The organism is Leifsonia sp. McL0618 (assembly GCF_049994905.1).
Taxonomy (GTDB): Bacteria; Actinomycetota; Actinomycetes; order Actinomycetales; family Microbacteriaceae; genus Diaminobutyricibacter.
On the sequence record NZ_CP188258.1, the window covers coordinates 4,135,177 to 4,161,240 of the forward strand.

At 67.6% G+C, this 26,064-nt stretch carries 34 protein-coding genes; 22 read left to right on the plus strand and 12 right to left on the minus strand.

What is annotated here, in order from left to right:
- Positions 1-8 precede the first annotated feature (8 nt).
- From ACPPVQ_RS19810 to ACPPVQ_RS19820, 3 genes are all read left to right on the plus strand, one after another.
- Positions 9-446: a MerR family transcriptional regulator gene (locus ACPPVQ_RS19810; protein ID WP_426517155.1), complete on the plus strand. Its 438-nt coding sequence runs from the start codon at positions 9-11 to the stop codon at positions 444-446.
- The gene (gene trxA, locus ACPPVQ_RS19815; protein ID WP_426517157.1) at positions 446-772 is read left to right on the plus strand and encodes a thioredoxin; all 327 of its coding nucleotides are present in this window, start codon (positions 446-448) and stop codon (positions 770-772) included. Before ACPPVQ_RS19810 ends, trxA begins: the two co-directional genes overlap by 1 nt.
- A 106-nt stretch (positions 773-878) precedes the next feature.
- Positions 879-1,136: a DUF6458 family protein gene (locus tag ACPPVQ_RS19820; protein ID WP_426517159.1), complete on the plus strand. Its 258-nt coding sequence runs from the start codon at positions 879-881 to the stop codon at positions 1,134-1,136.
- Between the two features lie 24 nt (positions 1,137-1,160).
- On the opposite strand, the gene ACPPVQ_RS19825 is transcribed toward ACPPVQ_RS19820, so the two are convergent.
- Positions 1,161-1,760, minus strand: coding sequence for a TOPRIM nucleotidyl transferase/hydrolase domain-containing protein (locus tag ACPPVQ_RS19825; RefSeq protein ID WP_426517161.1), 600 nt, complete (start codon positions 1,758-1,760; stop codon positions 1,161-1,163).
- Positions 1,761-1,868: 108 nt separating this feature from the next.
- Between ACPPVQ_RS19825 and ACPPVQ_RS19830 the strand changes: the two genes are divergently transcribed.
- The 3 genes from ACPPVQ_RS19830 to ACPPVQ_RS19840 are packed head-to-tail and all read left to right on the plus strand — an operon-like array spanning position 1,869 to position 3,492.
- Positions 1,869-2,297 carry a hypothetical protein gene (locus ACPPVQ_RS19830; RefSeq protein ID WP_426517163.1) on the plus strand — a complete coding sequence of 143 codons (429 nt, stop codon included), beginning with the start codon at positions 1,869-1,871 and terminating at the stop codon, positions 2,295-2,297.
- Complete coding sequence (locus ACPPVQ_RS19835; RefSeq protein ID WP_426517165.1) at positions 2,291-2,521, plus strand: helix-turn-helix transcriptional regulator; 231 nt, start codon at positions 2,291-2,293, stop codon at positions 2,519-2,521. Before ACPPVQ_RS19830 ends, ACPPVQ_RS19835 begins: the two co-directional genes overlap by 7 nt.
- Positions 2,518-3,492: an NAD(P)-dependent alcohol dehydrogenase gene (locus ACPPVQ_RS19840; protein WP_426517167.1), complete on the plus strand. Its 975-nt coding sequence runs from the start codon at positions 2,518-2,520 to the stop codon at positions 3,490-3,492. The genes ACPPVQ_RS19835 and ACPPVQ_RS19840 overlap by 4 nt, the downstream gene beginning before the upstream one ends.
- Positions 3,493-3,502: 10 nt before the next feature.
- On the opposite strand, the gene ACPPVQ_RS19845 is transcribed toward ACPPVQ_RS19840, so the two are convergent.
- Together ACPPVQ_RS19845 and ACPPVQ_RS19850 are read right to left on the minus strand one after the other, a co-directional pair.
- On the minus strand, positions 3,503-3,856 hold the full coding sequence (locus ACPPVQ_RS19845) for an MmcQ/YjbR family DNA-binding protein (protein ID WP_426517169.1): 354 nt from the start codon (positions 3,854-3,856) through the stop codon (positions 3,503-3,505).
- Entirely contained in the window at positions 3,853-4,197 is a 345-nt protein-coding gene (locus ACPPVQ_RS19850; RefSeq protein WP_426517171.1) for a VOC family protein, read from the minus strand. Before ACPPVQ_RS19850 ends, ACPPVQ_RS19845 begins: the two co-directional genes overlap by 4 nt.
- 50 nt (positions 4,198-4,247) lie before the next feature.
- On the opposite strand from ACPPVQ_RS19850, the gene ACPPVQ_RS19855 reads away from it, so the two are divergent.
- The 8 genes from ACPPVQ_RS19855 to ACPPVQ_RS19890 all read left to right on the plus strand — a co-directional run bounded on the left by ACPPVQ_RS19855 (position 4,248) and on the right by ACPPVQ_RS19890 (position 10,199).
- Positions 4,248-4,520: a DUF2277 domain-containing protein gene (locus ACPPVQ_RS19855; protein ID WP_426517173.1), complete on the plus strand. Its 273-nt coding sequence runs from the start codon at positions 4,248-4,250 to the stop codon at positions 4,518-4,520.
- A 31-nt stretch (positions 4,521-4,551) separates the two neighbouring features.
- Positions 4,552-5,286: a class I SAM-dependent methyltransferase gene (locus ACPPVQ_RS19860; RefSeq protein ID WP_426517175.1), complete on the plus strand. Its 735-nt coding sequence runs from the start codon at positions 4,552-4,554 to the stop codon at positions 5,284-5,286.
- Positions 5,287-5,414: 128 nt separating this feature from the next.
- A complete protein-coding gene (locus tag ACPPVQ_RS19865; protein WP_426517177.1) occupies positions 5,415-6,380 on the plus strand; it encodes a DUF559 domain-containing protein in 966 nt (321 codons plus the stop codon).
- A 79-nt stretch (positions 6,381-6,459) separates the two neighbouring features.
- The gene (locus tag ACPPVQ_RS19870) at positions 6,460-6,786 is read left to right on the plus strand and encodes an ArsR/SmtB family transcription factor (RefSeq protein ID WP_426517179.1); all 327 of its coding nucleotides are present in this window, start codon (positions 6,460-6,462) and stop codon (positions 6,784-6,786) included.
- A 40-nt stretch (positions 6,787-6,826) separates the two neighbouring features.
- Positions 6,827-7,291 carry an SRPBCC family protein gene (locus ACPPVQ_RS19875; protein WP_426517181.1) on the plus strand — a complete coding sequence of 155 codons (465 nt, stop codon included), beginning with the start codon at positions 6,827-6,829 and terminating at the stop codon, positions 7,289-7,291.
- Positions 7,292-7,311: 20 nt separating this feature from the next.
- A complete protein-coding gene (locus ACPPVQ_RS19880; RefSeq protein ID WP_426517182.1) occupies positions 7,312-7,761 on the plus strand; it encodes a VOC family protein in 450 nt (149 codons plus the stop codon).
- A 150-nt stretch (positions 7,762-7,911) separates the two neighbouring features.
- The gene (locus ACPPVQ_RS19885; protein WP_426517184.1) at positions 7,912-8,670 is read left to right on the plus strand and encodes a response regulator transcription factor; all 759 of its coding nucleotides are present in this window, start codon (positions 7,912-7,914) and stop codon (positions 8,668-8,670) included.
- On the plus strand, positions 8,667-10,199 hold the full coding sequence (locus ACPPVQ_RS19890; RefSeq protein WP_426517186.1) for a sensor histidine kinase: 1,533 nt from the start codon (positions 8,667-8,669) through the stop codon (positions 10,197-10,199). Before ACPPVQ_RS19885 ends, ACPPVQ_RS19890 begins: the two co-directional genes overlap by 4 nt.
- A gap of 1 nt (position 10,200) precedes the next feature.
- On the opposite strand, the gene ACPPVQ_RS19895 is transcribed toward ACPPVQ_RS19890, so the two are convergent.
- Together ACPPVQ_RS19895 and ACPPVQ_RS19900 are read right to left on the minus strand one after the other, a co-directional pair.
- Positions 10,201-11,586 (minus strand): ATP-binding protein, encoded by a 1,386-nt coding sequence (locus ACPPVQ_RS19895; RefSeq protein WP_426517188.1) that lies wholly within the window; start codon positions 11,584-11,586, stop codon positions 10,201-10,203.
- 259 nt (positions 11,587-11,845) lie between these two features.
- Entirely contained in the window at positions 11,846-13,015 is a 1,170-nt protein-coding gene (locus tag ACPPVQ_RS19900) for an AI-2E family transporter (RefSeq protein ID WP_426517189.1), read from the minus strand.
- 166 nt (positions 13,016-13,181) lie between these two features.
- Here ACPPVQ_RS19900 and ACPPVQ_RS19905 point away from each other — a divergent pair, with 166 nt between their 5' ends.
- Positions 13,182-13,922 carry a putative protein N(5)-glutamine methyltransferase gene (locus tag ACPPVQ_RS19905; protein ID WP_426521333.1) on the plus strand — a complete coding sequence of 247 codons (741 nt, stop codon included), beginning with the start codon at positions 13,182-13,184 and terminating at the stop codon, positions 13,920-13,922.
- Here ACPPVQ_RS19905 and ACPPVQ_RS19910 read toward each other — a convergent pair.
- The 4 genes from ACPPVQ_RS19910 to ACPPVQ_RS19925 are packed head-to-tail and all read right to left on the minus strand — an operon-like array spanning position 13,919 to position 19,558.
- Positions 13,919-14,788 (minus strand): hypothetical protein, encoded by an 870-nt coding sequence (locus tag ACPPVQ_RS19910; protein ID WP_426517191.1) that lies wholly within the window; start codon positions 14,786-14,788, stop codon positions 13,919-13,921. The two genes, ACPPVQ_RS19905 and ACPPVQ_RS19910, sit on opposite strands and share 4 nt — an antisense overlap.
- The gene (locus ACPPVQ_RS19915) at positions 14,778-17,429 is read right to left on the minus strand and encodes an ATP-binding protein (RefSeq protein ID WP_426517193.1); all 2,652 of its coding nucleotides are present in this window, start codon (positions 17,427-17,429) and stop codon (positions 14,778-14,780) included. Before ACPPVQ_RS19915 ends, ACPPVQ_RS19910 begins: the two co-directional genes overlap by 11 nt.
- Before the next feature lie 54 nt (positions 17,430-17,483).
- A complete protein-coding gene (locus ACPPVQ_RS19920; protein WP_426517195.1) occupies positions 17,484-18,746 on the minus strand; it encodes a low temperature requirement protein A in 1,263 nt (420 codons plus the stop codon).
- Between the two features lie 23 nt (positions 18,747-18,769).
- Positions 18,770-19,558 (minus strand): SDR family NAD(P)-dependent oxidoreductase, encoded by a 789-nt coding sequence (locus ACPPVQ_RS19925; protein ID WP_426517197.1) that lies wholly within the window; start codon positions 19,556-19,558, stop codon positions 18,770-18,772.
- Positions 19,559-19,701: 143 nt separating this feature from the next.
- Between ACPPVQ_RS19925 and ACPPVQ_RS19930 the strand changes: the two genes are divergently transcribed.
- From ACPPVQ_RS19930 to ACPPVQ_RS19950, 5 genes are all read left to right on the plus strand, one after another.
- A complete protein-coding gene (locus tag ACPPVQ_RS19930; protein ID WP_426517199.1) occupies positions 19,702-19,956 on the plus strand; it encodes a hypothetical protein in 255 nt (84 codons plus the stop codon).
- A 208-nt stretch (positions 19,957-20,164) separates the two neighbouring features.
- Complete coding sequence (locus ACPPVQ_RS19935; RefSeq protein ID WP_426517201.1) at positions 20,165-20,329, plus strand: hypothetical protein; 165 nt, start codon at positions 20,165-20,167, stop codon at positions 20,327-20,329.
- A 115-nt stretch (positions 20,330-20,444) separates the two neighbouring features.
- Positions 20,445-20,711, plus strand: a complete 267-nt coding sequence (locus ACPPVQ_RS19940) for a DUF7218 family protein (protein WP_426517203.1) — start codon at positions 20,445-20,447, stop codon at positions 20,709-20,711.
- 50 nt (positions 20,712-20,761) lie between these two features.
- Positions 20,762-21,634: a hypothetical protein gene (locus ACPPVQ_RS19945; RefSeq protein ID WP_426517205.1), complete on the plus strand. Its 873-nt coding sequence runs from the start codon at positions 20,762-20,764 to the stop codon at positions 21,632-21,634.
- Positions 21,635-21,905: 271 nt separating this feature from the next.
- Positions 21,906-22,241, plus strand: a complete 336-nt coding sequence (locus ACPPVQ_RS19950; RefSeq protein ID WP_426517207.1) for a hypothetical protein — start codon at positions 21,906-21,908, stop codon at positions 22,239-22,241.
- A 40-nt stretch (positions 22,242-22,281) separates the two neighbouring features.
- Here the strand turns inward: ACPPVQ_RS19950 and ACPPVQ_RS19955 are convergent, their stop codons facing one another.
- Together ACPPVQ_RS19955 and ACPPVQ_RS19960 are read right to left on the minus strand one after the other, a co-directional pair.
- Positions 22,282-22,995, minus strand: coding sequence for an ANTAR domain-containing protein (locus ACPPVQ_RS19955; RefSeq protein ID WP_426517209.1), 714 nt, complete (start codon positions 22,993-22,995; stop codon positions 22,282-22,284).
- Positions 22,992-23,702, minus strand: a complete 711-nt coding sequence (locus ACPPVQ_RS19960) for a GAF and ANTAR domain-containing protein (protein ID WP_426517211.1) — start codon at positions 23,700-23,702, stop codon at positions 22,992-22,994. The genes ACPPVQ_RS19955 and ACPPVQ_RS19960 overlap by 4 nt, the downstream gene beginning before the upstream one ends.
- 112 nt (positions 23,703-23,814) lie before the next feature.
- Here ACPPVQ_RS19960 and ACPPVQ_RS19965 point away from each other — a divergent pair, with 112 nt between their 5' ends.
- Together ACPPVQ_RS19965 and ACPPVQ_RS19970 are read left to right on the plus strand one after the other, a co-directional pair.
- Positions 23,815-24,540, plus strand: a complete 726-nt coding sequence (locus tag ACPPVQ_RS19965; protein ID WP_426517213.1) for a hypothetical protein — start codon at positions 23,815-23,817, stop codon at positions 24,538-24,540.
- 99 nt (positions 24,541-24,639) lie between these two features.
- A complete protein-coding gene (locus ACPPVQ_RS19970; RefSeq protein ID WP_426517215.1) occupies positions 24,640-24,813 on the plus strand; it encodes a CsbD family protein in 174 nt (57 codons plus the stop codon).
- Here ACPPVQ_RS19970 and ACPPVQ_RS19975 read toward each other — a convergent pair.
- Positions 24,803-25,987, minus strand: a complete 1,185-nt coding sequence (locus ACPPVQ_RS19975) for a flavin-containing monooxygenase (RefSeq protein ID WP_426517217.1) — start codon at positions 25,985-25,987, stop codon at positions 24,803-24,805. The two genes, ACPPVQ_RS19970 and ACPPVQ_RS19975, sit on opposite strands and share 11 nt — an antisense overlap.
- Between the last annotated feature and the right edge of the window lie 77 nt (positions 25,988-26,064).

Consider the following 26,064-nt stretch of genomic DNA (forward strand, 5'->3'; position numbering starts at 1 on the left):
TGATCTCGGTGAAGATCGGCGAGGTCGCACGCGGCGCAGGAGTGTCGACGAAGACGGTGCGTTACTACGAGTCGCTCGGGCTGTTCACAGTGAGAAGGCTGTCGAACGGCTACCGCGACTACGACGAATCGCATATCGAACTGGTGCGTGAGATCCAGTCCCTCCGAACCCTCGGGATCGGCGCCGAGCAGACCAGGCCGTTCCTCGACTGCCTCGTCGCCGGCAACGAACGCGCCGACGACTGCGCCGAATCCGTCGCCGCCTACCGCGCCACGATCTCCTCCCTCGACGGACGCATCGCCGAGTTGCAAGCACGCCGTCGCGCCCTCGCCGACGTCATCGCCGATGCGTCGACCCGTGCCCGGCCGCTCTGCGAGTTCGCCGCAGTCGGTGCAGCGCCCGTCACCATCCCAGACATCCAGTCCGACAGGAAAGAGGAACACTGATGTCCACCATTCCATCCGTCTCGGCCGACACCTTCGATGAAGAGGTCCTCCGGTCAGAAGGCACCACCCTTGTGGAATTCTGGGCGGAATGGTGCGGGCCGTGCCGTGCCGTCACGCCAGTGCTCGAACACATCGCCGCCGAAGAGCATCCGGGATTCCGCATCGTGAAGATCAACTCCGACGACAACCCCGAAGTCACTGAGCGCTACCGTGTCCTCTCCATTCCGACCATGAAGGTCTTCAAGGGCGGAGAAGTCGTCAAGACGCTCGTCGGCGCGAAGCCGTCGGCCGCGATCAAGGCGGAACTCGCGCCATACCTCGTTTAGCCGCAACTTTCAAGGGGGTGTCCGGTCTTCCGGATGCAGGCGTACCGTCGGTCCCGTACGGCCGAATCGGCGCAACTCTGCGTCGGCGACTGGAAGGAGGCTCGTCATGAGCCTGGGTACCGGAATTGTGCTTTTCGTGATCGGAGCGATCCTGGCGTTCGCGCTGCACGTGGAAGTCACCTGGATCAACGTGGTGCTTGTCGGCTACATCCTGATGGCGGCCGGCCTGATCATGGTCATCCTCGGAATCGTGCTGCTCGCGCGTCGACGCAGCGCTGTCACCTCCGCCCGCGCAGGCGTCGACCCGGTCACCGGTGAGCGCGTCGAGCGCCGGGTCACCAGTACGGACGACCCGGTCGTCTGACCCTCTCGTCCCGGTCCTGTCGGGTCAGAGCCGGGCGAGAAGCAGGTCGAGGGGCCTCGGCGCGCTCCGGAGGTCGAGGCCCTCGACCAGCGACTGCGAGTAGTGGGCTTTCCGCCCACTCCGCACACCCATGAAGCGCCGGAACTGCTGCTCACGCGTGCGTCCCCGCTGAGCAGGCTGCTGCTGGAACGTCCGCAGCGCGGCGAGGTCGCCCTGTTCGGTGATCACCTCTTCGACGCGGCCGGCGCCCAGCGAGCGGATGAGCTCGTCTTCGAGGTCGGCGACGCAGACGAAGAAGCCGAGGGCCTCCATCCGCTCACGATCGACCGCGTCGGCGAGGCCGGCGTGTTCGACTGCGTGCCGAAAGAAGCGCTCCTCGCCCACATCGCAGAGCCCCGCGAGCTGCAGGTCGAGCCCGGCGGGGCCGAATTCGTCCAGGAAACGGGCGATGCTCATCGCGCCGCCCATGGGAACGATGGCGACGCCCTCTCCTGCAAGGTCACGCCCTCGGCGTCCCGCGAGGGTCTCGATCGCCACCTGGTCGCTCACGCCTTCGACGAGGACGACGGTGCGGATGCCCCCGGTTGCGGCGACGGAGCGAGCCAGTTGCACTGCGTCCGTCATGTCGCCAGCGTACTCCCGCGCATCCGCCCAAATGTCTAATTTTCTTGACATCATGTCAAATGACGCTTACTCTCGGAGATGTCAATATTATTTTACATTGGAGCGAACATGTCATCCGAAGAGAGAAGCTCATGGGTGATGGTGGTCGTTGCCACTGTCGTCTACGTGATCTACGCCGCCGTCGTGCTGAGCCAGGCATCCGGTATCCCTCTGACCACCGTCGACTACGTGCCTGCGATGCTCTGGGCGATCGGGGGTTCCATCCTGGCCTCCATCGTGCTGACCATCCTCTGGTCGTTCTTCACCCCGCGCGACACCGGCAAGAAAGACACGCGTGACCGCGAGATCGGCCGGTTCGGCGAATACACCGGGCACTGGGTCCTGATCGTCGGCGCTGCCGCGGCGCTCTTCCTCGCGATGGCGCAGGCCGAATACTTCTGGATCGCCAACGTGCTCTACCTGGGCTTCGTGCTCTCGGCGATCGTCGGTTCGATCGTCAAGATCGTCGCCTACCGCAGGGGGATGCCGACATGGTGAAGCCGACGCGGGTCACCAACGCGATCCGCGCCCTCCGATTCCGCCACGGCGAGATGACGCAGGCCGAACTCGCCGAGCGCATCGGGGTGACCCGGCAGACCGTGATCGCCATCGAGCAGGGGCGCTATTCGCCCACGCTCGAGCTGGCCTTCCAGATCGCCGGCACCTTCGGCGTGCCGCTCGATGAGGTATTCCAGTATCCAGCAGAGCAAACACGATCATGAAGGCAATAGTCCAGCACCGTTACGGGTCGGCCGACGAACTCGCGCTCGCCGACATCGACCGTCCGGCGCCCACTGACGACGAGGTGCTCGTCCGTGTCCATGCGGCCGGCGTCGATCCGAGCGTGTGGCACATCATGGAAGGAAAGCCGTACCTCATCCGTGCGGTCGGATTCGGGATGCGCGCGCCGAAAACACTGGTGCGCGGGTCGGATGTCGCCGGCGTGATCGAGGCCACGGGCGCGAACGTGACCGGTTTCGCGCCCGGCGACGAGGTGTTCGGCATGTCCGCGGGCTCCTTCGCAGAATTCGCCATCGCACGGCAGGACCGGCTCGCGCGGAAGCCTGCACGGCTCAGCTTCGTCGAGGCGGCAGCGATGCCGACCTCCGGTGTGACGGCGCTGCAGGCCCTTCGTGACAGAGGCGGAGTGAAGCCAGGGCAACGCGTGCTCGTGATCGGTGCGGGGGGAGGCGTCGGCTCGTTCGCCGTCCAGCTCGCCGTCGACTTCGGAGCGCACGTGACCGGCGTCTGCAGCACAGCCAAGGTGCCGCTCGTGTCCAGCCTCGGCGCTGACGAGGTCATCGACTACACCCGCGACGGGCTTGAAACCCAGGGACCGCGTTTCGACCTCGTCGTCGACACGGCGGGCAACCGCCGGCTGAGCATCCTGCGCCACCTGCTTGCACCGGGCGGAACGCTCGTACTCGTCGGCGGCGAAGGCGGCGGCCCGGTGCTCGGTGGCATCTCCCGCAACCTGCGGGCCGGGGTCGTCGCCCCGTTCGCGAGGCAGTCGCTCGGCGGAATGCTCGCCCGCGCCAACGCCGGCGACCTGGAGTATCTGGCCGAACGCGCCCAGGCGGGGGCCGTCACACCCCACATCGAGCAGACGTTCCCGCTCGACCGGGCGGCCGATGCCGTGCGCCGGCTGGCAGACGGGCACGTGGCCGGCAAGCTCGTCGTCACGGTTCCATGAGCGGTGACCGTCAGCCCTCGAGGCCCATCCGGATGCGTTTGGGCAGCGAGGCGACGATGATCGCGTGCGACTCGGCAACCAGTTCGCACACGTGCTCGAACTCGACAGAACCGTCGAGTCGCACGGTCACCCAGTGCTTCTTGTTCATGTGGTAGCCCGGGCCGATGCCGTCGACACTGCCGATCAGGCGTGGCACATTCTCGGGCAGCGCCTTCACCGTGATCGACTCGCCGCCGACAGGCGTGCTGTCGATGGAGAACACCTTGCCTGCGACCTTGAACACCCGCGCCTCCGGGCCGAACGGGTAGGTCTCCTCCGCACCGTTGAGGTCGCGGATGAACGCCGTCAGTTCATCCGGCCTCACGCCTCATCCTTGGGGCGCCAGATGCCGAACCGGTTGCCGAGAGGGTCGACGAGATGCGCGAACTCGATACGGCCGTTGTCGACCACCGGCATGGCGACTTCGGCCCCGAGACTCACCGCACGGGCGAGTGCTGCGGGAACGTCGTCGACGTGCACATAGAAGATCGCCCAACTGGCTGCGCCGATCGCGCTGGTGTCCCACAGGCCGCCCGCGTCGCCATTCACCATGCTGTACGCGGCGGGCCCCGGCGGACCCACCTCCCAGTCGAAGAGGCCGGCGTAGAACGCTTTCGACGCCTCAGGATCAGGTGAACCAATTTCGAAATAGTCGACACGATTCATGTTGGAACTGTACGTCGACTCCGTCGGTGGGCGCGAGTACTCTCGTCACCATGTGCAGGAATATCCATACTCTCTACAACTTCGAACCCGCCGCCACGGATGACGAGGTGCACGCTGCCGCCCTGCAGTTCGTCCGCAAGATCAGCGGCTCGACGAAACCGTCCAAAGCGAATGCCGAGGCCTTCGAACGTGCCGTCGAAGAGATCGCCCACATCTCCCGCCACCTCCTCGCCGACCTGGTGACGACCGCACCGCCTAAGAACCGCGAAGAAGAAGCACAGAAGCTGCGGGAGCGTTCACAGCGCCGGTTCGCGGCGGCCTGACATCACCCATCCGCCCAACGCGGAGAACTGAATGGAACGGCACGAGTTCCTTTCCGCGCTCCACGAGCTGCTGCGGCCCCGTACCTATCTCGAAGTCGGCCTCGATGACGGCTACGGCCTCTCCCTGTCCCACGCGAAGAGCATCGGGATCGATCCGGACTACCACATCACCCGCGAACTGCGCGGCGAGTTCCTGCTCGCGCGCCGCACCAGCGACGAGTTCTTCGCCGGCGACGAAGCCTCGGAATTCTTCGCGGGCATCCCGCTCGATCTCGCCTTCATCGACGGGATGCACCATGCCGACTTCGCGTTCCGCGATTTCGTCAACATCGAACGATTGTGCGGGCCCGGTTCGGTGGTCGTCTTCGACGACATGCTGCCGCGCAACCACGAGGAGGCCTCGCGGGTGCGCACCACCGACTACTGGACCGGCGATGTGTTCAAGGTGGCGGGCATCCTGCGCGAACTGCGACCCGAACTCGCCGTCATCCCGGTCGACACTGAACCGACCGGAACCCTGATCGTCGTCGGGCTCGACCCGACGTCGACGACCCTGGCGGACGCGTACGACGAGCTGCTCCCCCTCCTCACGTCGGCCGACCCGCAGGTCGTGCCGCCGCACATCCTCGAACGGACGCACGCGGCGAACGCGCTCGCGCTGCTCCGGTGGCCCGGCTGGCGCGACCTCATCGCGCTGCGTGCCGGCACGCCCGCACCGGATGCCGTGCGCCGCCTCGCCTTCGCCTTCGCCTCCGACTTCGCCTGAGCTCGCACCCCTCCCTCGAGCACAGGGAAAAGCACCCCAAAACAGCGTTTTGAGGTGTCTTTTCCTGTGCCCGGCGGGGCTGTGGAGAGAGAACGACAGGCGTCGGGCGAATCGGTGAGTATGAGGGGATGCGGACGAACAGCCCACTCCCCGACGAGATCGCTCGCTCGCCATTTCTTGTGCGGGAAGCTCGCGCGGCCGGCGTCGCGAGGGGCAGACTGTCGTCGCGCGATCTGCAGCGGCCGTTCCACGGGGTCCGTGCCACGGGCCTGGACCTGTCGAATCATCGGGATCGGTGTCGGGCACTGCTTCCCCGACTCGATGGCGAAGCCCGCTTCAGCCACTTTTCGGCGGCCGCGATCCTCCTGGTGCCTCTGCCGCGCAGGATTGCCGACGAGCCCGTGCACATCACCGTGTTCGCACCGCGGCGCGCACCACAGCTCCGCGATGTCGTCTCCCATGAGCTCGAGCCGCGTGGCGAATCACTCGCGGCCGTCGACGGGCTGCCGATCGTCGGGCCGGCCGACACGTGGGTGCGTCTTGCGCCGGCTCTCCGCGAGACCGATCTGGTCGCTGCCGGCGACTTCCTGGTCACCGGCGACGAACCGTACTCGGGGGCTCCGCCCCTCTGCTCGCTCGACGATCTCCGGGCGGCCGTTCGACGACACGCAGGGGTCCGTGGGCTGGCACGGGCACGACGGGCCCTCGAACTCGTACGCTATGGGCCGCTTTCGCCCAGGGAGACACGGTTGCGGTTGCTCCTTCTCAGTGCCGGAATGCCCGAACCCGAGCTCAATTTTCGCCTGCGTGCCTCGGATTCACGGACCATGGTCGATCTGGCCTACCCGGCTGAGCGGGTTGCCGTGGAGTACCAAGGTGGCCATCATCGCACCGACGCGGAGGTGTATGACGATGACATCCTTCGCCGGGAACGACTCGAGGCCGAGGGCTGGGTGGTCGTGTACGTCACTGCGAGAGAGCTCGATCGCTATCCCGAGCGCCTGATCCGCCGCATCCGCTCGCACCTCACCTTCTCACCTGACGCACCGCCGCCCGTCGAGCACAGGGAAAAGCATCCCAAACGCAAATTTTGAGGTGTCTTTTCCTGTGCTCGACGGGCGCAGGACCAGGCGCGGGTTGCGCAATAGTTAAGTCGGTGCTTTACTAAAGGACATGCTTAAGCAACCAGCAGAGCTTGACCTGATGTTCCAGGCGCTCGCCGACCCGACACGTCGCGCGCTCGTCGATCGGATGACGCAGGGTCCCGCATCCGTCTCGGATCTCGCCCGGCCGTTCGCGATGACGCTCGCGGCCATCCTGCAGCACCTCCGTGTGCTCGAAGAGAGCGGGCTCATCCACACCGAGAAGGAGGGCCGTGTGCGTATCTGCAGGATCGAGCCCGAAGCACTCCGCACCGTCGAAGACTGGATCATCGAGCGGCGCACCACCTGGGAGCGACGCCTCGACCGCCTCGGCGCGCTGCTCGAAGAAGACGACTGACCGACCCATCCACCACCCCTGCAACCGGAAGGACACACCCATGACCGAACGCAAACTCACCCACAGCACGTTCACCCTCGAACGCGAATACAAGGCGTCGCCCGCGAAGGTCTTCAAGGCGTTCTCCGACCCCGCGATCAAGGCGAAGTGGTTCGAGGCACCCAGCGACGAGTGGCGGCACATCGGCTCGTCGCTCGACTTCCGCGAGGGAGGCCGCGAACACAGCGAAGGCCAGTTCGGCGAGGGTGGACCGGTCTCGCGCTTCGACGCCTACTACCACGAGGTCGTCGACGACCTCCGCCTCGTCTACGACTACGAGATGCGCGTCGACGGGCAGCGCCTCTCCGTCTCGCTCGCGTCGATCGAACTCACTCCGACCGCGACGGGAACCCGACTCACGCTGACCGAACAGGGCGTCTACTTCGACGATCTCGACAACACCGAACAGCGCAAAGAGGGCACCATCGAACTCCTGGAGTCCCTGGCCACAGCGGTCGAGGACTGATCACGAAAGGCCGAAACGCCATGTCAACCATGATGTTCGTCAACCTGCCCGTCGAAGACCTCACTGCCTCCCGGGCCTTCTATGCCGCACTCGGCTACACGTTCGACGAGAACTTCTCGGGCGAACAGAACGCGACTGTCCGCATCAGCGACACCCTCTTCGTGGTGCTGCTGTCCCGTCCCTACTTCGCCACCTACATCACCACCGAGGTGGCGGATGCGCACACGGCGACCGAGACGATGCTCGGCCTGACCGCCGAAACCCGTGAGGGAGTGGACGAGCTCGTCGACCGGGCGCTCGCGGCGGGCGGCCGGTTCGCGCGTGACACGCACGACTACGGGTTCATGTACACGAGGAGTTTCCTCGACCCGGACGGCCACTTCTGGGAGGTCTTCTGGATGGACCCGGCGGCCGCCCAGGACGGCCCGCCCGAGCGCTTCACCGCCGCCGGCGACCACATCGACGCCTGACGCGGTCTCCGCGCGCGGCCTCGAGCACAGGAAAAAGCACCTCAATCTCGAATTTTGGGGTGCTTTTTCCTGTGCTCGACGAAACGGGAGTCTTCCCAAACGCATAGGAAAAGCACAGCGGGCGTTGCGCGGGGTCGCGATACTTGAGGCGTGAGCTCCCGGAATGCGCGCGGCCCCGCGCCGATCACGTCGACCGCGAACCTGCGGCGTATCGACGGTTCGCCGCTGCGCGTGCTCGTCGTCGACGACGAGGAGCTCCTCGCCGAAGCGGTCGGTCTCGCGTTCGAGTCCGACGGGTGGGATGTCCGCACCCTGAACCGCGGACGCGAGGTCCTGTTCGCCGCGCGCGAATTCGCCCCCGACGTGATCGTGCTCGACATCATGATGCCCGACCTCGACGGCTTCGACGTGCTCGCGCGCGTGCGCAATGACCGTGAAGAGACGCGTGTGCTCTTCCTGACCGCGATGGACTCCCAGGAGGACCGCCTGGCCGGCCTGCACGCAGGCGGCGACGACTACGTCACGAAGCCGTTCAGCATCGCCGAGCTCATCGCGCGGGCGCGGAGCCTCGCCCGCAGTTCGACCGGTGTGACGATGGATCCCGTCGACGCCGTGCTGACCGTGGGCGACCTGCAGCTCGACGAGGAGAACCGCCGCACCGTCCGCAGCGGCGAGAACATCGACCTCACCGCGACCGAGTTCGATCTCCTGCGCTACTTCATGCGCAACCCGCGCCGCGTGCTCAGCAAGGAGCAGATCCTGACCGACGTCTGGGGCTTCGACTTCGGCGCGACATCCAACGTCGTCGAAATGTATGTCTCGTACCTGCGTCGCAAGATCGACGCGGGCCGCACTCCGATGATCCACACCGTGCGCGGCGCCGGCTACATCCTGAAGCCGGCGACATGACGCGTCCGCCCGCCCTGAAGCGCCACCGAACCCTGCGCTGGCGCCTCGTCGCCATCCTCGCCGGCCTGCTGGCCGTCACCAGCCTCGTGATCGGCATCGTCACCGTGCTCTCCCTGCAGAGCTACCTGCTGGGGCAGGTCGACCAGAACCTGGCCCAGGCCTCCCAGCGGGCTGTTGACGCGAAAGCCGACCTTCCCCCGCACAGCGACCAGCAACCCGGCACCGGCAGCACCGGCACCGGCAGCACCAACACCAACACCGACGCCGATCACGATGGCGACCATCCATTCGTCGGCGCCCCGGGTCAGTCCGCGAACACCGTGGTCGCCGTCCTCCGCGACGGAACCTTCATCGTCCAGGGCTTCACCGACAACCAGGGCAACCAGCACCAGCTGTCGACCGCGGTGAAGACCCAGCTCCGGGCGGTCCCCCGCGACGGAGAACCGCATACGGTGACCCTCGCCGGGCTGGGCGAGTATCGCGTCGAGAGCACCGCGACAGACGACGGCACCGTCTTCATCACCGGGCTTCCCCTCGAGAGCATGGAGGGAACCATCGACCAGCTCGCCCTGGTGATCGGCATCGTCGCGATCGCCGGGTTGCTGCTGGCAGGCGCGGCAGCGGCGGTGAGCGTGCGGCGTGCGCTGCGTCCGTTGCAGCACGTCGCGGCCACCGCATCCGCTGTCACCGAGCTCACGCTCGACCGCGGCGAGGTGCCTGAGACCATGCGGGTCAGCGAGAAGGACATCGAAGCCGGCAGTGAGGTCGGACAGGTCGGGTCGGCACTCAACCAACTGCTCGGCCACGTGTCGAACGCTCTCGTCGTGCGGGAGGCCGCCGAGACGAAAGTGAGGACGTTCGTGGCGGATGCGAGCCACGAGCTCCGCACACCGCTGGCGACCATCCGCGCGTATGCCGAGCTGTCGCAGCGGAGCTACGACGACGCATCCCCCGCTCTCCGCCGCAACGTCGACCGCATCGAGTCGGAGGCCGTGCGGATGACGTCACTCGTCGAAGACCTGCTGCTGCTCGCGCGACTCGACTCCGAACCGGAATCCGACATGCGTGACGTCGACCTGTCCGCGATGGTGACCGAAGCCGTGATGGATGCCCACCATGCGGGCCCCGACCACGTCTGGCGCATGGAGATGTCCGAAGACCCGGTGGTGCTCCACGCGGATGGCCGCCAGCTCCGTCAAGTCGTCGTCAACCTGCTCGCCAACGCGCGCGTCCACACCCCGCCCGGCACGACCGTCGTCACGAGCCTGCGCCGCGCCGGCGACCGCGTCGAGCTCGTCGTGACGGATGACGGACCCGGCATCCCCGCAGACCTGCAGCCGGCCCTGTTCGAACGTTTCGTGCGCGGCGACGTGTCGCGCTCGCGCACCGCCGGCAGTACGGGCCTCGGCCTCGCCATCGTGCACGCGGTCGCCGAGGCGCACGGCGGAACGGTCTCTGTCGAGAGCGTTCCCGGCCGCACGGCGTTCCGCGTCTCGCTCCCCGTGCTCCCCGCGGCAACCAACGACTGAGTCAGCGCAGGGGCACTCGCACGTCGACCCCGCCCTCGACGGTGAGCCTCGTGCGCATCGACGCGAGGATCGGCGCCGGAACGAATCCGCCGGCGAAGAGCACCTCGCCCTGACGGAACCGCGGCGCGCGCGCCAGCAGGGCCGGGGGTGCGTAGCCGAAGATCGTGGCGAGTTCGTCGAGGTCCGTGGGCGAGCTCATCTTCATCAGCGCCAGGTTGTCGCACTGCGAAATGATGCTCGGGTGGATCTTCGACGGCCGCTGCGTCGACAGCAGCAGCCAGAGCCCGAACTTGCGTCCCTCTGCGGCGATCTGGATGATCCGCTCCCGCACGGCACGGTGCAGCGGGCCGTCGTCGTCCGGAGAGCACAGGTTGTGCGCTTCGTCGATCACGATGAGGATGGGCCGCCGTTCCTCGCGCTTCCTCCACAGGTCGTCGAGCACCGACATCGCCACGACGAGCTGTTCGTCGGCGTAGGCGAAGCCGCCGAGGTCGAGCACGGTCGCGTCGGGCCGTTCATCGAGGATCTCGGTCACCGCGCGGTGTTCCTGCGCCCACACCTCCCAGTCGACGAGTCGCAGGTTCTCGACCCGGAGGGCGAGCGCGTGCGCGGATTCGTCGGCGCTCGCGCGCAGCCTCGGGATGATCGCATCCGCATCCCCGCTGCCGACCGTGTCTTCGAGGCGCAGCAGGGCGTTGTATTCGACGCGGTCTGCGACCGGGTCGAGCCGCAGGATCGCGGCCTTGGCGCGCATGGACAGCGAGGTGAAGCGTGCGTACAGCGAGTCCGCCGTCCGGCCGGGACGCAGGACGCGGATGTCACGCTCCTGCAGGGCGTCCCGCTCTTCGGGCGAGCCCGCGCTGGTCAGTTCGCGCATCCGCACGAAGTCCGCGTTGGGGTCGAAGATCACCATCGGCAGAGCGGCGTGCACGAGCAGCTGCTCGAGCACCACCCCGAGGGCGTAGGTCTTGCCTGAGCCGCTCTGGCCGCACCAGAAGGTGTGCCGGTTGAAGCGGTTGGGCACGAGTCGCGCCGGGATGTCCGCGGCCGACTGCAGGGAGCCGACCGCGAGCGCCGCGCCCGCTTCCGAGTGCACCAGGCCGATCGTGTCGGCGTCGGCGGGCGCGAGTTCGGCGGTCGTGAACGCTGCCGTGGCGCGACGGTCGAGCAGTCCCTCTACGGTGATCGCTGCGAGCAGCGTGCCGGCTCCGGCCAGTTCTCCGCCCGGTTCGTATTCGAGCGCATCCACCTGGCCGATCTGCACGCGGCCGTTCGGTTCGGTGATGGTGACGAAGCCGCCAGGCACGAACGGTGCAGTGCTGGTGCCGTCGAATCGGAAGAGGCGCCCGTCGAGCGAGACGGCGATGGTCGCGGATGGTGTTGTCACGCTTTTGAGGCTATTGCCCGGCGGCTGCCGGGACAACAGGTCTGGCGCACGCGTTCGCGCCGACGCGCGGCCGGACGCGCGCCCGCACCCCCACCCGCACCCGCGCCGATCGAGTCTCCGCGCGTGGTGCTGACAGAAGCGACCGTGCCACCTCCGGTCGAGGGTGCGCGTTCCACGGGGCACGCTCGGCCGCAACGGGCACGCTCGGACGCAACGAGGGCGCGCTCGACCGCAACGGGCGCGCGCTCGGCCGAGAAGGCTACAACTGCTGCTTCGCCGGCATCACGACTTCGGTGATGATGAGGTTGATCCCGGCCGAGATGGGGATGGCGACGAGTGCGCCCGGCAGCCCGAAGAGCGTGCCGCCCGCGAGTGCCGAGATGAGCACCACCGAGCCCGGGATCTTGACCGCCTTGCTCATGACCTTCGGTGTGAGGATATATGCCTCGACCTGCATGTAGATGAGCATGAAGATCAGGACCACCAGGCCCGAGGTCGGCGAGTGGATGAAGGCGAGCACCGTCATCACGCACGTCGTGAGGATGGTGCCGATCAGCGGGATGAGAGTGATGAAGAACGCGAGGATACCGATGAGGAACGCCCCGGGTACCTGCGCGATCAGCAGCAGTATCACGCTGTAGACCGCATTGAAGAACGCCAGGATGACCATCCCGCTCAGGTACTTGCCGACGTTCTGCAGGATGCGTTCGGTGTACCCCTTGAACGTCTCGCGGCGCGAGGCGGCGACCAGCCGATATCCCCCCTGCTTGATCGCGTCGTAGGTGCCGACGAAGTAGATCGTCAGGACAGCGATGAAGAAGCCCGACGCGATGCCGTTGATGATGCTGAAGCCGAGCCCGACAGCGCCGGAGCCGAGGGCGGTCAGGAACTTGGGGTCGCTGACCTCCTTCGCGATCCAGTTCACGACTTGGCCGATGACACCGTTCGACGCCGCGTTCGACGGGTCGAACCAGCCCTGCTCCCTGAGGTTGGCCACCTCTTGTGGAATGACGCTGATCAGCGTCTGGATCTGGTTCACGATGAGTGGCACGACGACCCAGATGATCCCGACGAGCACGGCGACGATGATGAGGATCACCGTCACGATCGCCCACGTGCGGGTCATGCCGTGGCGCTGGAAGAACCGCACCAGCGGGTCGAGGCCGACGGTGATGAACATCGCCAGGAAGACCGAGAAGACGATCGTGCGCAGGTTGTACACCGCGAGCCCTGCCGCCAGCGCCCCCAGGGCGCCGAGGGTCACGATGAAACCCCAGCGCAGCGGGCGCCGGGTGCTGACCGGACCGACCATCGCCTCCGCCGTCGGTCCGGTGCCGACCGGTGGCGCCGCGGGCGGGACCGCCGGCACAGTCGCAGGCGCCGCACGCTCGACGCTCGTTGAAGCGGGGGAAACGTTTTCGTCGGTCATGGTCGTGCCACCCTTCTCGGCCGAGAGAACTGCGCCCCCCGGCGGCTCGACACTATCGCGAGCGTTCGGGTGGTTGCACGACTACCATTGGTGAGTCCAGCAGCAACCTCGTCGAGGAGTCGCGGCCATCCCATCCCTGTCGTCTGAGTCGTCCATCGTCGCGCGGCTGCGCGCGGCCGGCTGCGTCTTCGCCGAGGAGGAGGCGCGGATGCTCATCGACGCCGCCGCATCGTCCCGCGAACTCGAATCGATGGTCGATCGCCGTGTCGCGGGTGAACCACTCGAGGTCATCGTCGGCTGGGCGTCGTTCTGCGGGCTCCGCATCATCGTCGAGGCCGGCGTCTTCGTGCCTCGCCGGCGTACCCAGCTGCTCGTCGAGGAGGCCGACGCCCTCTCGACCCCCGGCATGGTGGTGGTCGACATGTGCTGCGGTTCGGGCGCGGTCGCCGCCGCCCTGCTCGAGCGCCAGCCCGGGCTCGAGGTCTTCGCGTGTGACATCGAACCGGCGGCGGTGCGCTGCGCGCGTGCGAACATCGGATCGCGTGGCCAGGTCTTCGAGGGCGACCTCTTCGACCCCCTGCCCGTCTTCATCGTCGGCCGGGTCGACATCATCGTCGCAAACGCGCCGTATGTCCCGACGGACGCGATCCCGCTCATGCCGCCCGAGGCGCGCATCCACGAGCCGCAGGTCGCCCTCGACGGAGGCGCGGACGGGCTCGACCTGCAGCGGAGGATCACCTCAGCGGCACCCGACTGGCTGCGCCCGCGGGGCCGCCTCCTGATCGAGACCAGCGTGCAGCAGGCTCCGGCGACGGTGCTGGCGTTCGAGGAGGCCGGATTCGCGGCGAGCATCCTCCGGTCGGAGGAGCTCGACGGCACGATCGTGGTCGGTACGCTGCTCGACTAAAGCGGTTCTGCCGTCGCCGCGAGCGCCCGCGCCCTGCTGTCGCACCACAGGTAGAAGGCCACGTACGCCACGAGCGAGAAGACCATCCCGCCCACGAACAGCATCGCCGACGGCCGGTCCCACAGCATGTCGTCACGGCGGATGGCGAGAGCGGCGACGATGAACACGAGGCTCGCGAGCTGGGCCTGGAACACCCAGCGGAACGCGCTCCAGCGCGCATCCCAGAGCATCCACACGTTGACCGTCCCTGGCAGGGTCAGTACCGCACCGGCGACCCGCGCGGTCAGCGGGGTCAGCGGCCACCCCCACACCGCGATCGTCTGTGCCGGCGAGAAGAAGAGGAACAGCCCGGCGACGAACGCGCACAGCCCGATCGCCGCGAGCACGATCCGGACGACGAGCGGGAGGGCGTAGTCGCGCTCGTCGGGCACGCCCGGATCCTGGCCGCGGTTGACGATGAGCACGCCGAGCACCAGGAACGGTGTGACGACGTACAGCGTGACCCAGACGATGAACGATATATGCCCGTGGTGGAATCTGTCCCAGTGCAGGAATGTCGCGATCGACAGCAGGGTCGCGAACACCAGGACGGCGGGAAAGCCGTAGCGCACGTGATGCCACTTGTTCGGCCGCAGCACGTTGACGAAGAAGACGATCCCGCCGAGGTAGGCCGAGGCGAGGAACATCGCGGTCAGCGGGGGCGCGATCGTCCACGCGAACAGCTGCTCCGTGTTGCCAGGGAGGAGGTAGAGCAGCACCCAGGCGACCACGAGGAACGGGATGATGATGAGCGCTACCCATTTCGTGTAGCGCAGGATGCGGTCCGTCGCACCCGCGCGCCCGGCCGTTCCCGAGTCAGCGGCCATCGCCCGCCTCCGCGCGTTCGAGCGCGAAGTCTACCGCCGCGCTCAGCGTCAGCTCGCGGCCGGCAGCACGGGCCCGTTCGAACTCCTCGGCGCGTTCACCGGCCAGGACGGCGTCGACGAAAGGCTGGTACAGCATCCGGGCAGCCGAATTGGTGAGGCCGCTCTGTTCCCGCAGCGCCTGGGCCGCCCCCAGCATCCGCCCCGCCCGTTCGACGGCGCCGAGCATCGAGGCGACCGCGACCATCCCTTCGAGTCCGTATGCCATGCCTTCGTCGTGGCCGATATCGGACGACTCTTCCAGCCCGGCCCGGAACTCCTCGGCAGCCGCTTCGTTGGCGCCGAGTGCGAGATGCGCCCACGCCACATGATGGATCGCGATCGTCTCCCCCAGCTCGTCGTGCCGTTCGCGGGTCAGCGCCAGGCTCTCCTCGAATCGCTCCAGTGCTGCCTGGGCCTGGCCGGTGGCGAGCGAGAACCGGCCCAGGGTGATCAGGGCGAGCGACTCTCCCCAGGCGTCGCCGCTCTCGCGGAACAAGCGAACCGCCGTCTCGAACGCCTCCGAAGCCTTCTCAGGTTCCGGCTTGATGCGCGCGAGCAGCGCGACGCCGAGGGAGATCAGGGCGAGTCCTTCGCCGCCCGGGTTGTCCGTGCGGTGAAAGAGGTCGGCGGCCTCGGTGAGTCGCTGCGCGACCATGCCGTCCGGGTCTTGCCAGAACCCGATCGATGTCGTGAAGTAGAGCGCGATCGCGCGGGTGAGGTCGTCGAGTTCCGTCCCGGAATCCAGGATCTCGTCCGCCCATCCGCGAACCTCACCGAGGTGCCCGCCCACCCACCAGTAGACGTAGAGCGCCCAGGCCAGCCGGGCGACATCGTCGTAGCGATGCTGGTCGAGCAGATAGCGCTGCACAGCCCGCAGGTTGTCTCGCGCGTCGGTGAGGCGCTGCACGAGCTCACGCTGGCGCGGTCCCTCCAGTTCGAGCTCGATCCGGTCACCCAGGTCGAGGAAGTACGCGGCGAGCCGTTCCTGCAGGGTCGCCAGTTCATCCGGCGTGAGCTGTTCGAGCGCATACTCGCGCACCGTGGCGAGCATGAGGAACCGTGTCCACGTGCGGCGGTCCTGCTGGCTGACCAGGCTGTTGTCGACCAGCTCTCCCAGTACGGTCAGTGCGTCGATGTCGGGCGAATCGACTGCGACCGCTTCTGCCGCTTCGAGGGAGAAACCGCCGCGGAAGACACCGAGCCTGGCGAGCATCCGCCGCTGTTCGTCGTTGAGCAGCCCGGCACTCCACTCGATCGTGTTACGCAGGGTCCGCTGCCGTTCCGGAAGGTCGCGCGCACCCCCGACGAGCACGGCCAGCCTGCGGTCGAGCCTCTCCAGCAGCGATGACGGCGACAGCACGCGGATGCGCGCCGCCGCCAGTTCGAGAGCGAGCGGCACCCCGTCGAGCGATTCGCAGATCCTGGCGACCACTTCGTCGTTGTCCGGCCCGACCTCGAAGTCGGGCTTGACCGCCCGTGCGCGCTCGATGAAGAGCGCGACCGCGGGGCTCGCGAGTACATCGGCGAGCGCCGGGCGTCGGGACAGGTCGGGCAGCGCAAGCGGTCCGACCTCGAAACTCCATTCACCGCTAATGCGCAGAAGCGCCCGGCTCGTGACGAGCAACGTCAGTCCCGGAGCTTCGACCAGCAGTCGGGCCATCGTGGGCGCCGCGTCGATCACCTGCTCGAAGTTGTCGAGCACCAGCAGGATGCGACGCCCGCGCAGCGCCGTCACCAGCTTGTCGACGATCGGTGCATCCCCGGTATCCCGCACTCCGAGCGCCTGGGCGATGGCATTGGGCACCAGGGCGGGGTCACGCAACGGGGACAGCGGCACGAATGTGGTGCCGCCGGCGAACCGGTCGGAGAGGGCTTTCGCGACCTCGATGGCGAGACGGCTCTTGCCGATCCCGCCCGGTCCGGTCAGGGTCACGAGGCGGATGGTGTCGTCGCTGAGCATGCGGCAGAGTTCTTCGACTTCGCTCTCACGGCCGATCAGTTCGGTCAGGGCGACGGGAACGTCTCCGCGAGCGGATGCAGTCGCCGCGTCCGTGGCTGCCGAAGCCTGCCCTGTCACAGCCTGGGCCGACGCCTGCGCCGCCGCCTGGGCTGCCGCCCGGCTCTCATCGAATCGCTCGGCGAGCAGCGTGGCGAGGTCCGCTTCCACCAGCTTCGCGAGTTCGGTCGCTGTCGAAAAGTACTTGAACGACGCCCTGTCGTCGTTGCGGATGCGCCCCAGCAGCTCGACGAGACGCGGCTCACGCGCATCCGCCGGTTCTTTGATGTACATCAGTCTCGGGAGCGTCGGCGGCGCAAGGTTGTACTCGTCTTCGAGGCCGGACACCTCCTCCTCGGGCGCGACCCAGCCGTAGCGCTCCCAGTACAGCCCGACGAAGACGTCACTCTGCTCGAGGTATGCGCGGTAGAGCTCGCGCGGCGGATGGGGCCGTGCGCCGAGCTCGAACATGACCGGGGCGAGGTGCAGCCGTTCGATGGCAGAACGGACCGCCCGGCGCTCTGCAGCGAGTTCCTTGAGAGTCGAGCTGACGAATACCCGCAGGCGCTGATCAGGCGTACGGATGGCACGAGCGGTAACGCTCATGAACGAAAGTCTGTTGCCCCGGCGCCGATCTGTCCAGACCCTGTGCTGCCGTCGTCACCGGAGAGTGCGCGCCAGCGCGACCGCTTCGTGCCGGTGCCCGACCGTCTCGAAGCCGACGACGACGACAGCGGGCGAGAGCGTGACGAGAATGAGGCAGGTTCCGATGCTTCCGCCGGCAGCCGCGACGACGACCGCCGCCACCAGCAGCAGCACCGTTCCCGCAAAGAGGAGCACGTGGAACGGGTCGCCCTGGTGCACCAGATACGTGTACAGGAGGAAGAGCGCGATCGAGAACACGAGCACGGGGATGGCGACGGCGAGTGTCGCCCCGAGCGTGCCGATGTCCGTGGTTCCCTCGATCACGAACGCAGACACGTGCAGCCCGGCACCGGTAGCGGCGATCGCCGCATAGATGAAGACGTGGCTGTACCCCCAGACCACCGCGCGGCGGCGATGGCGGGACAGGATGGGGCCGGCGGGAAGGATGAAATAGGTCCACCACAGCCCGAAGACCAGGCCGATGCCGGCGACGACGACGATCACCGCCTCCATGCTCCAGCCCTGCTCGCCCACGAGTGCAGTGACGGATGCGACCGTTCCGAACAGCACTTCGCCGAGCGCGATGATCGTGAGCAGGCCGTACCGCTCCGCGATGTGGTGCGGATGCCACGGGGTCCCACCGAGGCGCGTCTCGATGACTGCCGGGCCGGCGAGTTCGATCACGAAGACCACGGGTGCGGCGATGATGACGACGCCCAGCGGGAGGTCCGCGAAAGCGACGAGCACCCATCCCACCTGCGCGACCGACACGAAGCCCGCGTATGTGAGTGCTGCCGTGCGGTGCACCGGATCCTGCACGGCGACCCGGCACCACTGCACGACCAGTGCCACCCGCATCACGACATAGCCGGCGACCATGACGCCGTTGTTGACGCCGTGGCCGCCGTCCACAGAGGCGAAGAACGCCGGGATGCCGAGCGCGAACACGATCACGCCGATCATCTGCACCATCGTCGTCGTGCGGTAGAACCAGTCGTCGGTGTCGTAGGCCGACGCGAACCACGAGAAGTTGATCCACGCCCAGCATGCGGCGACCATCGCGAACGCGAACGCTCCGAGGCCCACCGCGACGTGGCCTTCGCCCAGCAGGTGAGCGAGCTGGTCGGCCGCCTGGCCGAAAGCGACCACGAACGCGAGGTCGAAAAGGAGCTCGAGCGGAGTGGATGCGCGGTGCAGCTCCGCGGGGTCGCGCCCCGACATGCGAGCCAGTCCGTGCCCGAGGCGCTCCCTCGGCGCGCGCTCAGCCTGTTCGGTCACCTTCGGTCTCCTCCCCCGCCGGGCTAGCGGGCGGTCCAGCCTCCGTCGATCGCCAGGGTCTGCCCTGTCACCAGCGACGCGGCGGGCGACGCCAGGAACACAACAGCACCGGACACCTCACGCGGGACGCCGATGCGGTGGAGGCCCGCGATGCGCTCGACGGTGTCGGCGCGGAACTCGGGATCGGACAGGGCGGCCCGCGTGCCGTCGGTCTCGATGAAGGTCGGGGCGACCGCGTTCACCCGGATGCCGAACTCACCCCACTCGACGGCGAGGCACCGGGTGAGGTGGACGACCGCCGCCTTCGCAGTGCAGTACGACACCTCGCCGGGCAGCGCCACCAGGCCGGCCTGCGACGCGATGTTCACGATCGCTCCGCCGCCGGTCTCGATCATGTGACTCGCCGCATGCTGCGAGAGGAAGAACGTCGACCGGGTGTTGAGAGCCCACACCGCGTCGAAATCGGCCTCCGTCACCTCCAGCGCCGGTCCGTCGATGCCGCCGCCCGCGTTGTTCACCAGGATGTCCAGCGAACCGAACTCGTCGAAGGCCCTGTCGATGGCGGCACGGCTCTGGACGAGGTCCGTGACATCCATGGCGACAGGCATCGCGGTGCGACCGAGGGCCATGATCTCGGCGACCAGGCCGTGGTCGTCGCCCGGGTCGCGCATCCCGAGCACCACATCCGCACCCGCGCGTGCCAGGTCGAGGGCGATCGCGCGCCCGAGTCCCCGGGACGCGCCCGTCACGAGGGCGGTCGAGCCGGACAGGTCGAACGGGTTGGCGACCGTCGTGGTGGTGGTGTCGGTCATCGCTGTTCCTCCTCCTCGCGGCCGTGCGACCGTGCACCACGAGCGTAGCCGCGCGTCGCCGCACGGAGTATCGTGCGGCACAGGGCACGCTGCCGGGGGTAGGCGTCGAGGCCCGGATACTGCGGCGGGAAGGCGGATCGGCGATGGTGCAGACGTGGCGCACCGAGGTGGAACGGCCATGGGTGGGGATGACCGACGAAGAGATGACGGACGTCGAGCGGGCGAGGGCCGACCTCGCAATCGCTGTCGAGGACATCCGTGAACGATTGACCCTGCGCGCCCAGGTGGCCGCCGTGCGGCGTCACCTCACAGGGGTGGCCTCCGCTGCCGCAGGGCTCGTCGCGCTTGCCGCGGCGGTGTACCTGCTCGTGCGGCTCATCGCGCGCCGCGCGCGATAGCTTGCCAATAGATTGGCGAACCATCGACGCGCGGGCTGCTCTTTTGGCAACCAATTGGCGCGGCCGCCGCGTCCGGCCCGCGCGCGAACCAAGCACGGTCCCGTGGGCAAGTCAAGGGGTCGAATGCGTCCCCTATACGGGGCTACCGTCGGTGTGGGTCGTTCGGCGTCTGTTGGACGCCCCCTCAACGAAAGCAGGTCAGAACAAAATGAACATACTGCTCCTCATCGTCGCAATCATCGCGATCGTGCTCCTCTTCACCGGTGGCTTCGTGTCGGCCCTGAACTGGTTGCTGTGGGTGGGCATCATCCTCCTTGTTTTGGCAATCATCGTGTGGCTGGTACGCATGATCAGCGGTCGGCGCTCGGTGTAGCGCCCTAGCGCAATAACCACTGGACCCCCGGAACGTCAGCACCCTGACGGCCCGGGGGTCCAGTCATTTGCCGGTAACGAACAGAGGCCGGCAACGAACAGAGAAGGAGGCCGACATGGCACCCGGACGCCAGCCCGAACTGAAAGACCCCGGGCTCTACGAAGAACTACGCAAGCAGGGCGACTCGAAGCAGAAGTCCGCGCGCATCTCGAACGCGGCCGCCCGCAGCGGACGCTCCACCGTCGGCCGCAAGGGCGGCGAGTCGGGCTCCTACGACGACTGGACGGTCGCCGACCTGCGCAAGCGAGCCAAAGAACTGGGCTTGACCGGCTATTCGTCGAAGAAGAAGGCTGAGCTCGTCAGCGCGCTCCGCAACCATTGAGCCGCATGCCGGGCAGGTCTGCGACACACTGTCTGGAGTAGCGTGGCGTCGTGGGCGGACTGGATGAGGTTGCGCGAACCCTGTACGCGCTCCCGACGGCGGAGTTCACCGCGGCACGCAACGCTGCAGCGAAGGCCGAGTCAGACAAGGCGTCTGCGAAGGCGATCAGCGGATTCCGCAAGCCGTCGGCCGCGGCGAGCGCCGTCAACGCCCTGGTGCGCGCCGAACCCGACGTCGTCGATGACCTTCTTGCGGTCGGCGACGGTCTGCGGGCCGCCCAGGAGGGCCTCGACCGCGACGCGGTGCGCGAATTCTCGCGTCGCCGCCAACAGGTGATTGCGTCGGCCGAGAAGAGGCTCGCATCCGCTGTCCCGGGACTCAGCGCGAGCACACTGCGCGAGGTGGAGGAGACGCTCCAGGCTGCGATGATCGACCGGGGTGCCGCGGCGGCGTTGCAGAGCGGCTTCCTGGTTCGCGGCCTCGAGTCGAGCGGGCTCGAACCGGTCGACGTGTCGGATGCCGTCGCGCTGCCGGTCGACGTCGACGACCTCCCAGCACCCCGGCCTTCGCCCAGCGGGAACGGCCCGGCGAAAAGCAAAGCGAAGACACCCGCCGAGACGATCCCGGCCGAGTCTGCGGCCGAACGGAAGGCGCGCGAGCGCCGTCGTGCCGACGCCGAGAGGCGCGCCCGGCACACTCTCAGCGAGCTCACGGATGTGACGGAGTCACTGTCGGCGGAAGGCGAGCGCCGGGAACAGCTCGAGACGGAGCGCGACCGGCTGTCGCGTGAGTTGGCATCCGCCGAGTCCGCTCTCGCCGCTTCCCGCGAGGCCGAACGCACCCTCCGCCAGCGCCGCAAAACCCTCGAGCGCGACGCCCGCCAGGCCCAAAAAGACCTCGCCGCTCTCTCCCCGTCTCCGTAGCCGACCTCGAGCACAGGAAAAGACACCCCATTTCGCACGTTTGGGGTGTTTTTCCGTGTGCTCGACGGGCCGGGCGCGGGCTGGCGCGGGCTGGCGCGGGCTGGCGCGGGCCGGGCGCGGGCCGGGCGCGGCGCGGGCAGCGCCGGGCACGGGCCGGGGTTCACATTCGCACGCGGCGCGCGTATCGTCACTTTCGTTACCCCGGACCCCGGCGACACTCGGCTTTCCAGCCAACCTGAGCGGACCTACCGAACGAGAAGGGGTGTGAGCTATGAAGACGATCTCCAATGCTGCCGGAACGTTCCTGACGGGTACGGCGATCGCCGACGCGATCATGGAGTACGCCACGGCCTTGTGGAACCAGCGGCGCATCGCCTTCGTCGACATCCCCTTCGTGAACGGTCAGGGCGTGATCGAGCGGGCGCAGTTCCTGATCGGCTGGGCGAACCAGATCGCGACGGTGAGTTCCCGCGCCATCGGCAGCGAGCTGCGCGAGCCCGCGACCGAGCAGAACCTGCGCGACGAGGCGAAGAAGACCATCGGCGTCATCAACGCCCAGCCTGTCGAAACACCCGACTACACCGTGTTCGACACCTTCGACCTGTAGCGGCGGGCGCCCGGCCGGGAGAGAAGAACCCGCGTGAGCGTCAGAGCGTGATCCGCCGGTCCACGACGTCGCTCGCGACCTCCACGATGCCCCGCTGGTGGTCGCGGGCGTACGCACGGATCAGCCGGAACGCCTCATCGACCGACACCTCGCTCACGTAGGCGACCACGCCTTTCGCCTGTTCGACGATCACGCGGCTGTCGAGCGCCCGCTGGAGTTGCTGGGTGATGACGTCGCTTTCGCGCACCGCGCGCTCCTGGAGGATCCCGATGGTCGCCACGTCGGCAAGCGCCTGCGCGGCGGCGATATCGAACTCGCCGAGCTCGCCCGCCTCGTCACGGAAAAGGTTGAGCGACCCGATCGTCTTGTCGCGAAGCCGCAGCGGAACAGCGTGAAGCGAATGGAACCCTTGCGAGACCGCCGCGTTGCGGAAAAGCGGCCACCGGTCGTGCAACGCTCCGATGTCCGGGATGGAGATGGCGACACCGCTCGTGAAGCATTCGACGCAGGGCCCGCCGTCGTGCCCGAGCTGCATCAGTTCCACGAGCTGGGCGCGCTCGTCGGTCGACGCCACGACTTCGAGGCGTCCCGTTCCGTCGGCGAGCAGGATGCCCGCATCCGTCGCGTCGAGGAGTGCAGCCGAGCGCTCCACCAGGGTCTGCAGCAGGTCGACGGCGTCGAAACCGGCAACGAGACTGTCGGCGAGGGTCGCGAATGTGCGGATGATCTCCGCTTCTCGTTCGTTGACGTTCACAGTGCCTCCCGGGTCTCGCCGAGTCCGGTCGCGAAGTCGAGCCTGCGGGCGAGCACGTCGTCTGCGACGTCGCGGAGGGAGCGATCGGATGCGTACGCGTGCGCCCGCAGGATCAGTCCGGCGTCGTCGGCGGTCACGTTCAGTTGCGCCAGCACCATGCCTGTCGCCTGGTGGATCGTGCGGCGCGAGAACTCGCTGCCGGGGTCGTCTTCTTCTTCGTCGGCCGAACGCATCACGAGTTCGCGCAGGATCTGCCGCGCCGCGATTCCGGCCAGCGCTTCCGCTTCGCGCTGGTGGCGATCCTGCAGGTCTGCCGGGCGGTCGCTGTAGAGGTCGATGATGCCGACGTTGAGGCGGCCGATGGTGAGCGGGAACGCATAAACGCCACGTACAGGCAGGCTGCGAACGGCGTCGATGAACGACGGCCACGCGCCGCGGGTGCTGGTGCGGATATCCGGCTCGAGCACAGGGCGCCCGGTTGCGAGCGCCTCCCAGCACGGGCCTTCGCCGAGATCGAACTGCACCTCGTCGAGCCGGGCGGCTGCCGCATCCGTGGCACAGATCGTTTCTGGAGCGGCGAGCTCGCCGATCGTCGAGATCGCGGCCCCCGTCACCGGGATCAGCGCGAGGAAGGGCGCGCAGTAGCTGCGGCGTGCGACGAACGCGCTGGAGAGCTCACGTGCTGCCGCGTCGAAATCGTCGGACATGGGCCACCTCCGCTCGCATCAAAGGTAGTCGTTCCAGCAGGGAATGGGCCGACAAGTTATTGACACGCCGTCGCGTCGGCGTACCGTTCCCGTCAGCCGGTGAGGATGGACCATGACCGATCGAACGAAGACCCCGAGTCCCTCGGGCGACGCCGCCTCCCGCGCCCGCGGTGTCGCACCCGAGCATCGCTGGCATACCGTGGTCGCAACGCTCATCGCGCTCGCCCTCTATGCCCTGCTGCCGAGCTCGGTCACCGTCGCGGTGCGCTACACCGTCGTCGCGGTGTGCGTGGCACTGCTGATCCCTCTCATCATCTACAACCCGCACCACTTCACCCGCGAGTCGAAGTGGTCGCGCCGCCTGGAGCTCGGGATCGCCACTCTGCTGCTCGTTGCGAACCTGCTCGCATTCGCCCAGGTGATCGTGCTGCTGCTCCATAAGTCGCAGAACGGGGGGACCCTCCTCCTCGCTTCGGCACAGGTCTGGATAACGAACGTGATCGCGTTCGCGCTTCTCTACTGGGGGCTGGACCGGGGCGGCGCGGTCTCGCGGGTGACCGTGCCGAGGCCGAAGTTGCCGCCGGCGGACTTTCGTTTTCCGCAGGATGAGGACCACGACGCGATCGCAGAGGTCGCGGCCGGGTCGGCGGCGAAGAGCGGCTGGGTGCCGAACTTCGTCGACTACCTGTACTTCTCGCTGTCGAACTCGATGGCGTTCAGCCCGACCGACACGATGCCGTTGTCGCATCGGGCAAAAATGCTGATGGCGCTCGAATCGTTCGCCGGCTTCGTGCTGCTGGCCCTCGTCATCGCCCGTGCAGTGTCGCTGATCGGCTGACCGGCGGGCGTTCGAGCATACGCTCGAACCCACAGGCTTTCTACCCCCTTGCCCACCCATCCGATCCGGCGTTGGCTCGAAGGGACGAAGGGAGCTCACATGAGCGCGTCTGACAAGGTCAAGAACGAGACACAGGACCTGAAAGGCAAGGCCGAAGAGGCTGTGGGACACGTCACGAATGACCAGGATAAGGTCGTCGAAGGCAAGGCCAACCAGTCTGCCGCCGACGTCAAGAAGGCCGGCGAAAACGTGAAGGACGCATTCAAGCGCTAGCCTTCAGCCGGCCGCGGCGGACCCCTCCGGATTCCTCTGTGAGGGGTCCGTCCGTGTCTGCGGCCGCGTGACCGAGAGCATGATCGAGGGCACCGACCTTCACGAGGCCGGCGATGCGCTCAGCATCGCGGCCCACTCCGTGCACCATCGCCGACGACATCGACGTGAGAAAGTGCAGGCCCACGAAATACAGGCCGGGCACGTCTGACACCGCGCCGCGCTCGTGACTCGGCTCTCCGCGCTCGTCGAGGATGGGCATCCGGATCCAGTCGAAGCCGGGCGCGAAGCCCGTGCACCACACGACGTTCTGCGCATCGACGACCGTTCCGTCGTCGAGCACCGGCCGCCCATCGTCGACCCCCGTGACGCGGCCGGCCCGCTCGACACCGAGCCGGGCGAGATCCTTCGACTTCACGCGGATGAGCAGCACCCCCTTGCTCATGACCTTCGGCCGCGCTTTGCGCCCGATGCGTGTGTCCACCGACATGACGTGGTTGAAGACGAAGCCGTTGAGGATATGGACCACGACATGCCGGCTGATGAAGCTGGTGTACGAGCCGGGTGCCTCGCCAGTGCTCGGTCCCGCCATCGTGACGGGGTGGGTCGCTGCGAGCTCGTTCGCGATCTCAGCCGCCGAATTGCCGGCGCCGACGAGGAGCACGCGCCCCGGGGCCAGCTGGGCCGGGCTGCGATAGTCCCCGGCATGCAGCTGGCGGATGTCCAGGCTCAGCTCCGAAGCGAAGCCCGGGATGCGCGGCACCTGGTAGTTCGACATCGCCACGATCACGGCGCGCGAGGTGAAGGTCTCGTCACCGCAGCGTGTGACGAAGACGTGGCTGTCGCCATCCGTTCGCCGGGTCAGCTCATCGACCCGCATCCCGCTGCGCACGGGCAGGTCGAACGCCTGCGCGTACCGCTCGAGGTAGTCGGCCATGGCATCCTTCGAGGGCCAGTCCGCCGGGTCGCCCGGAAAGCGCATCCCGTCCAGGCCGTCGTAGCGGGCCGGCGTGAACAGGTGGAGGCTGTCCCAGCGGTTGCGCCAGGCGTCGCCGATGCGCGGCGGCGCATCCAGAACGACGTGCTCCACGCCGAGTTCCCGGAGGTGGGACGACACCGAGAGACCGGCCTGGCCGCCCCCGATGACGATGGAGTCGACATACGTTTCCGTGTTCATACCCGCACGCTATGTGCCGGTGGCCGGTGGGCGCTTCGGCATTCTCCGCCGTCTGCGCCCTGGAGCGCTGGGTGGTT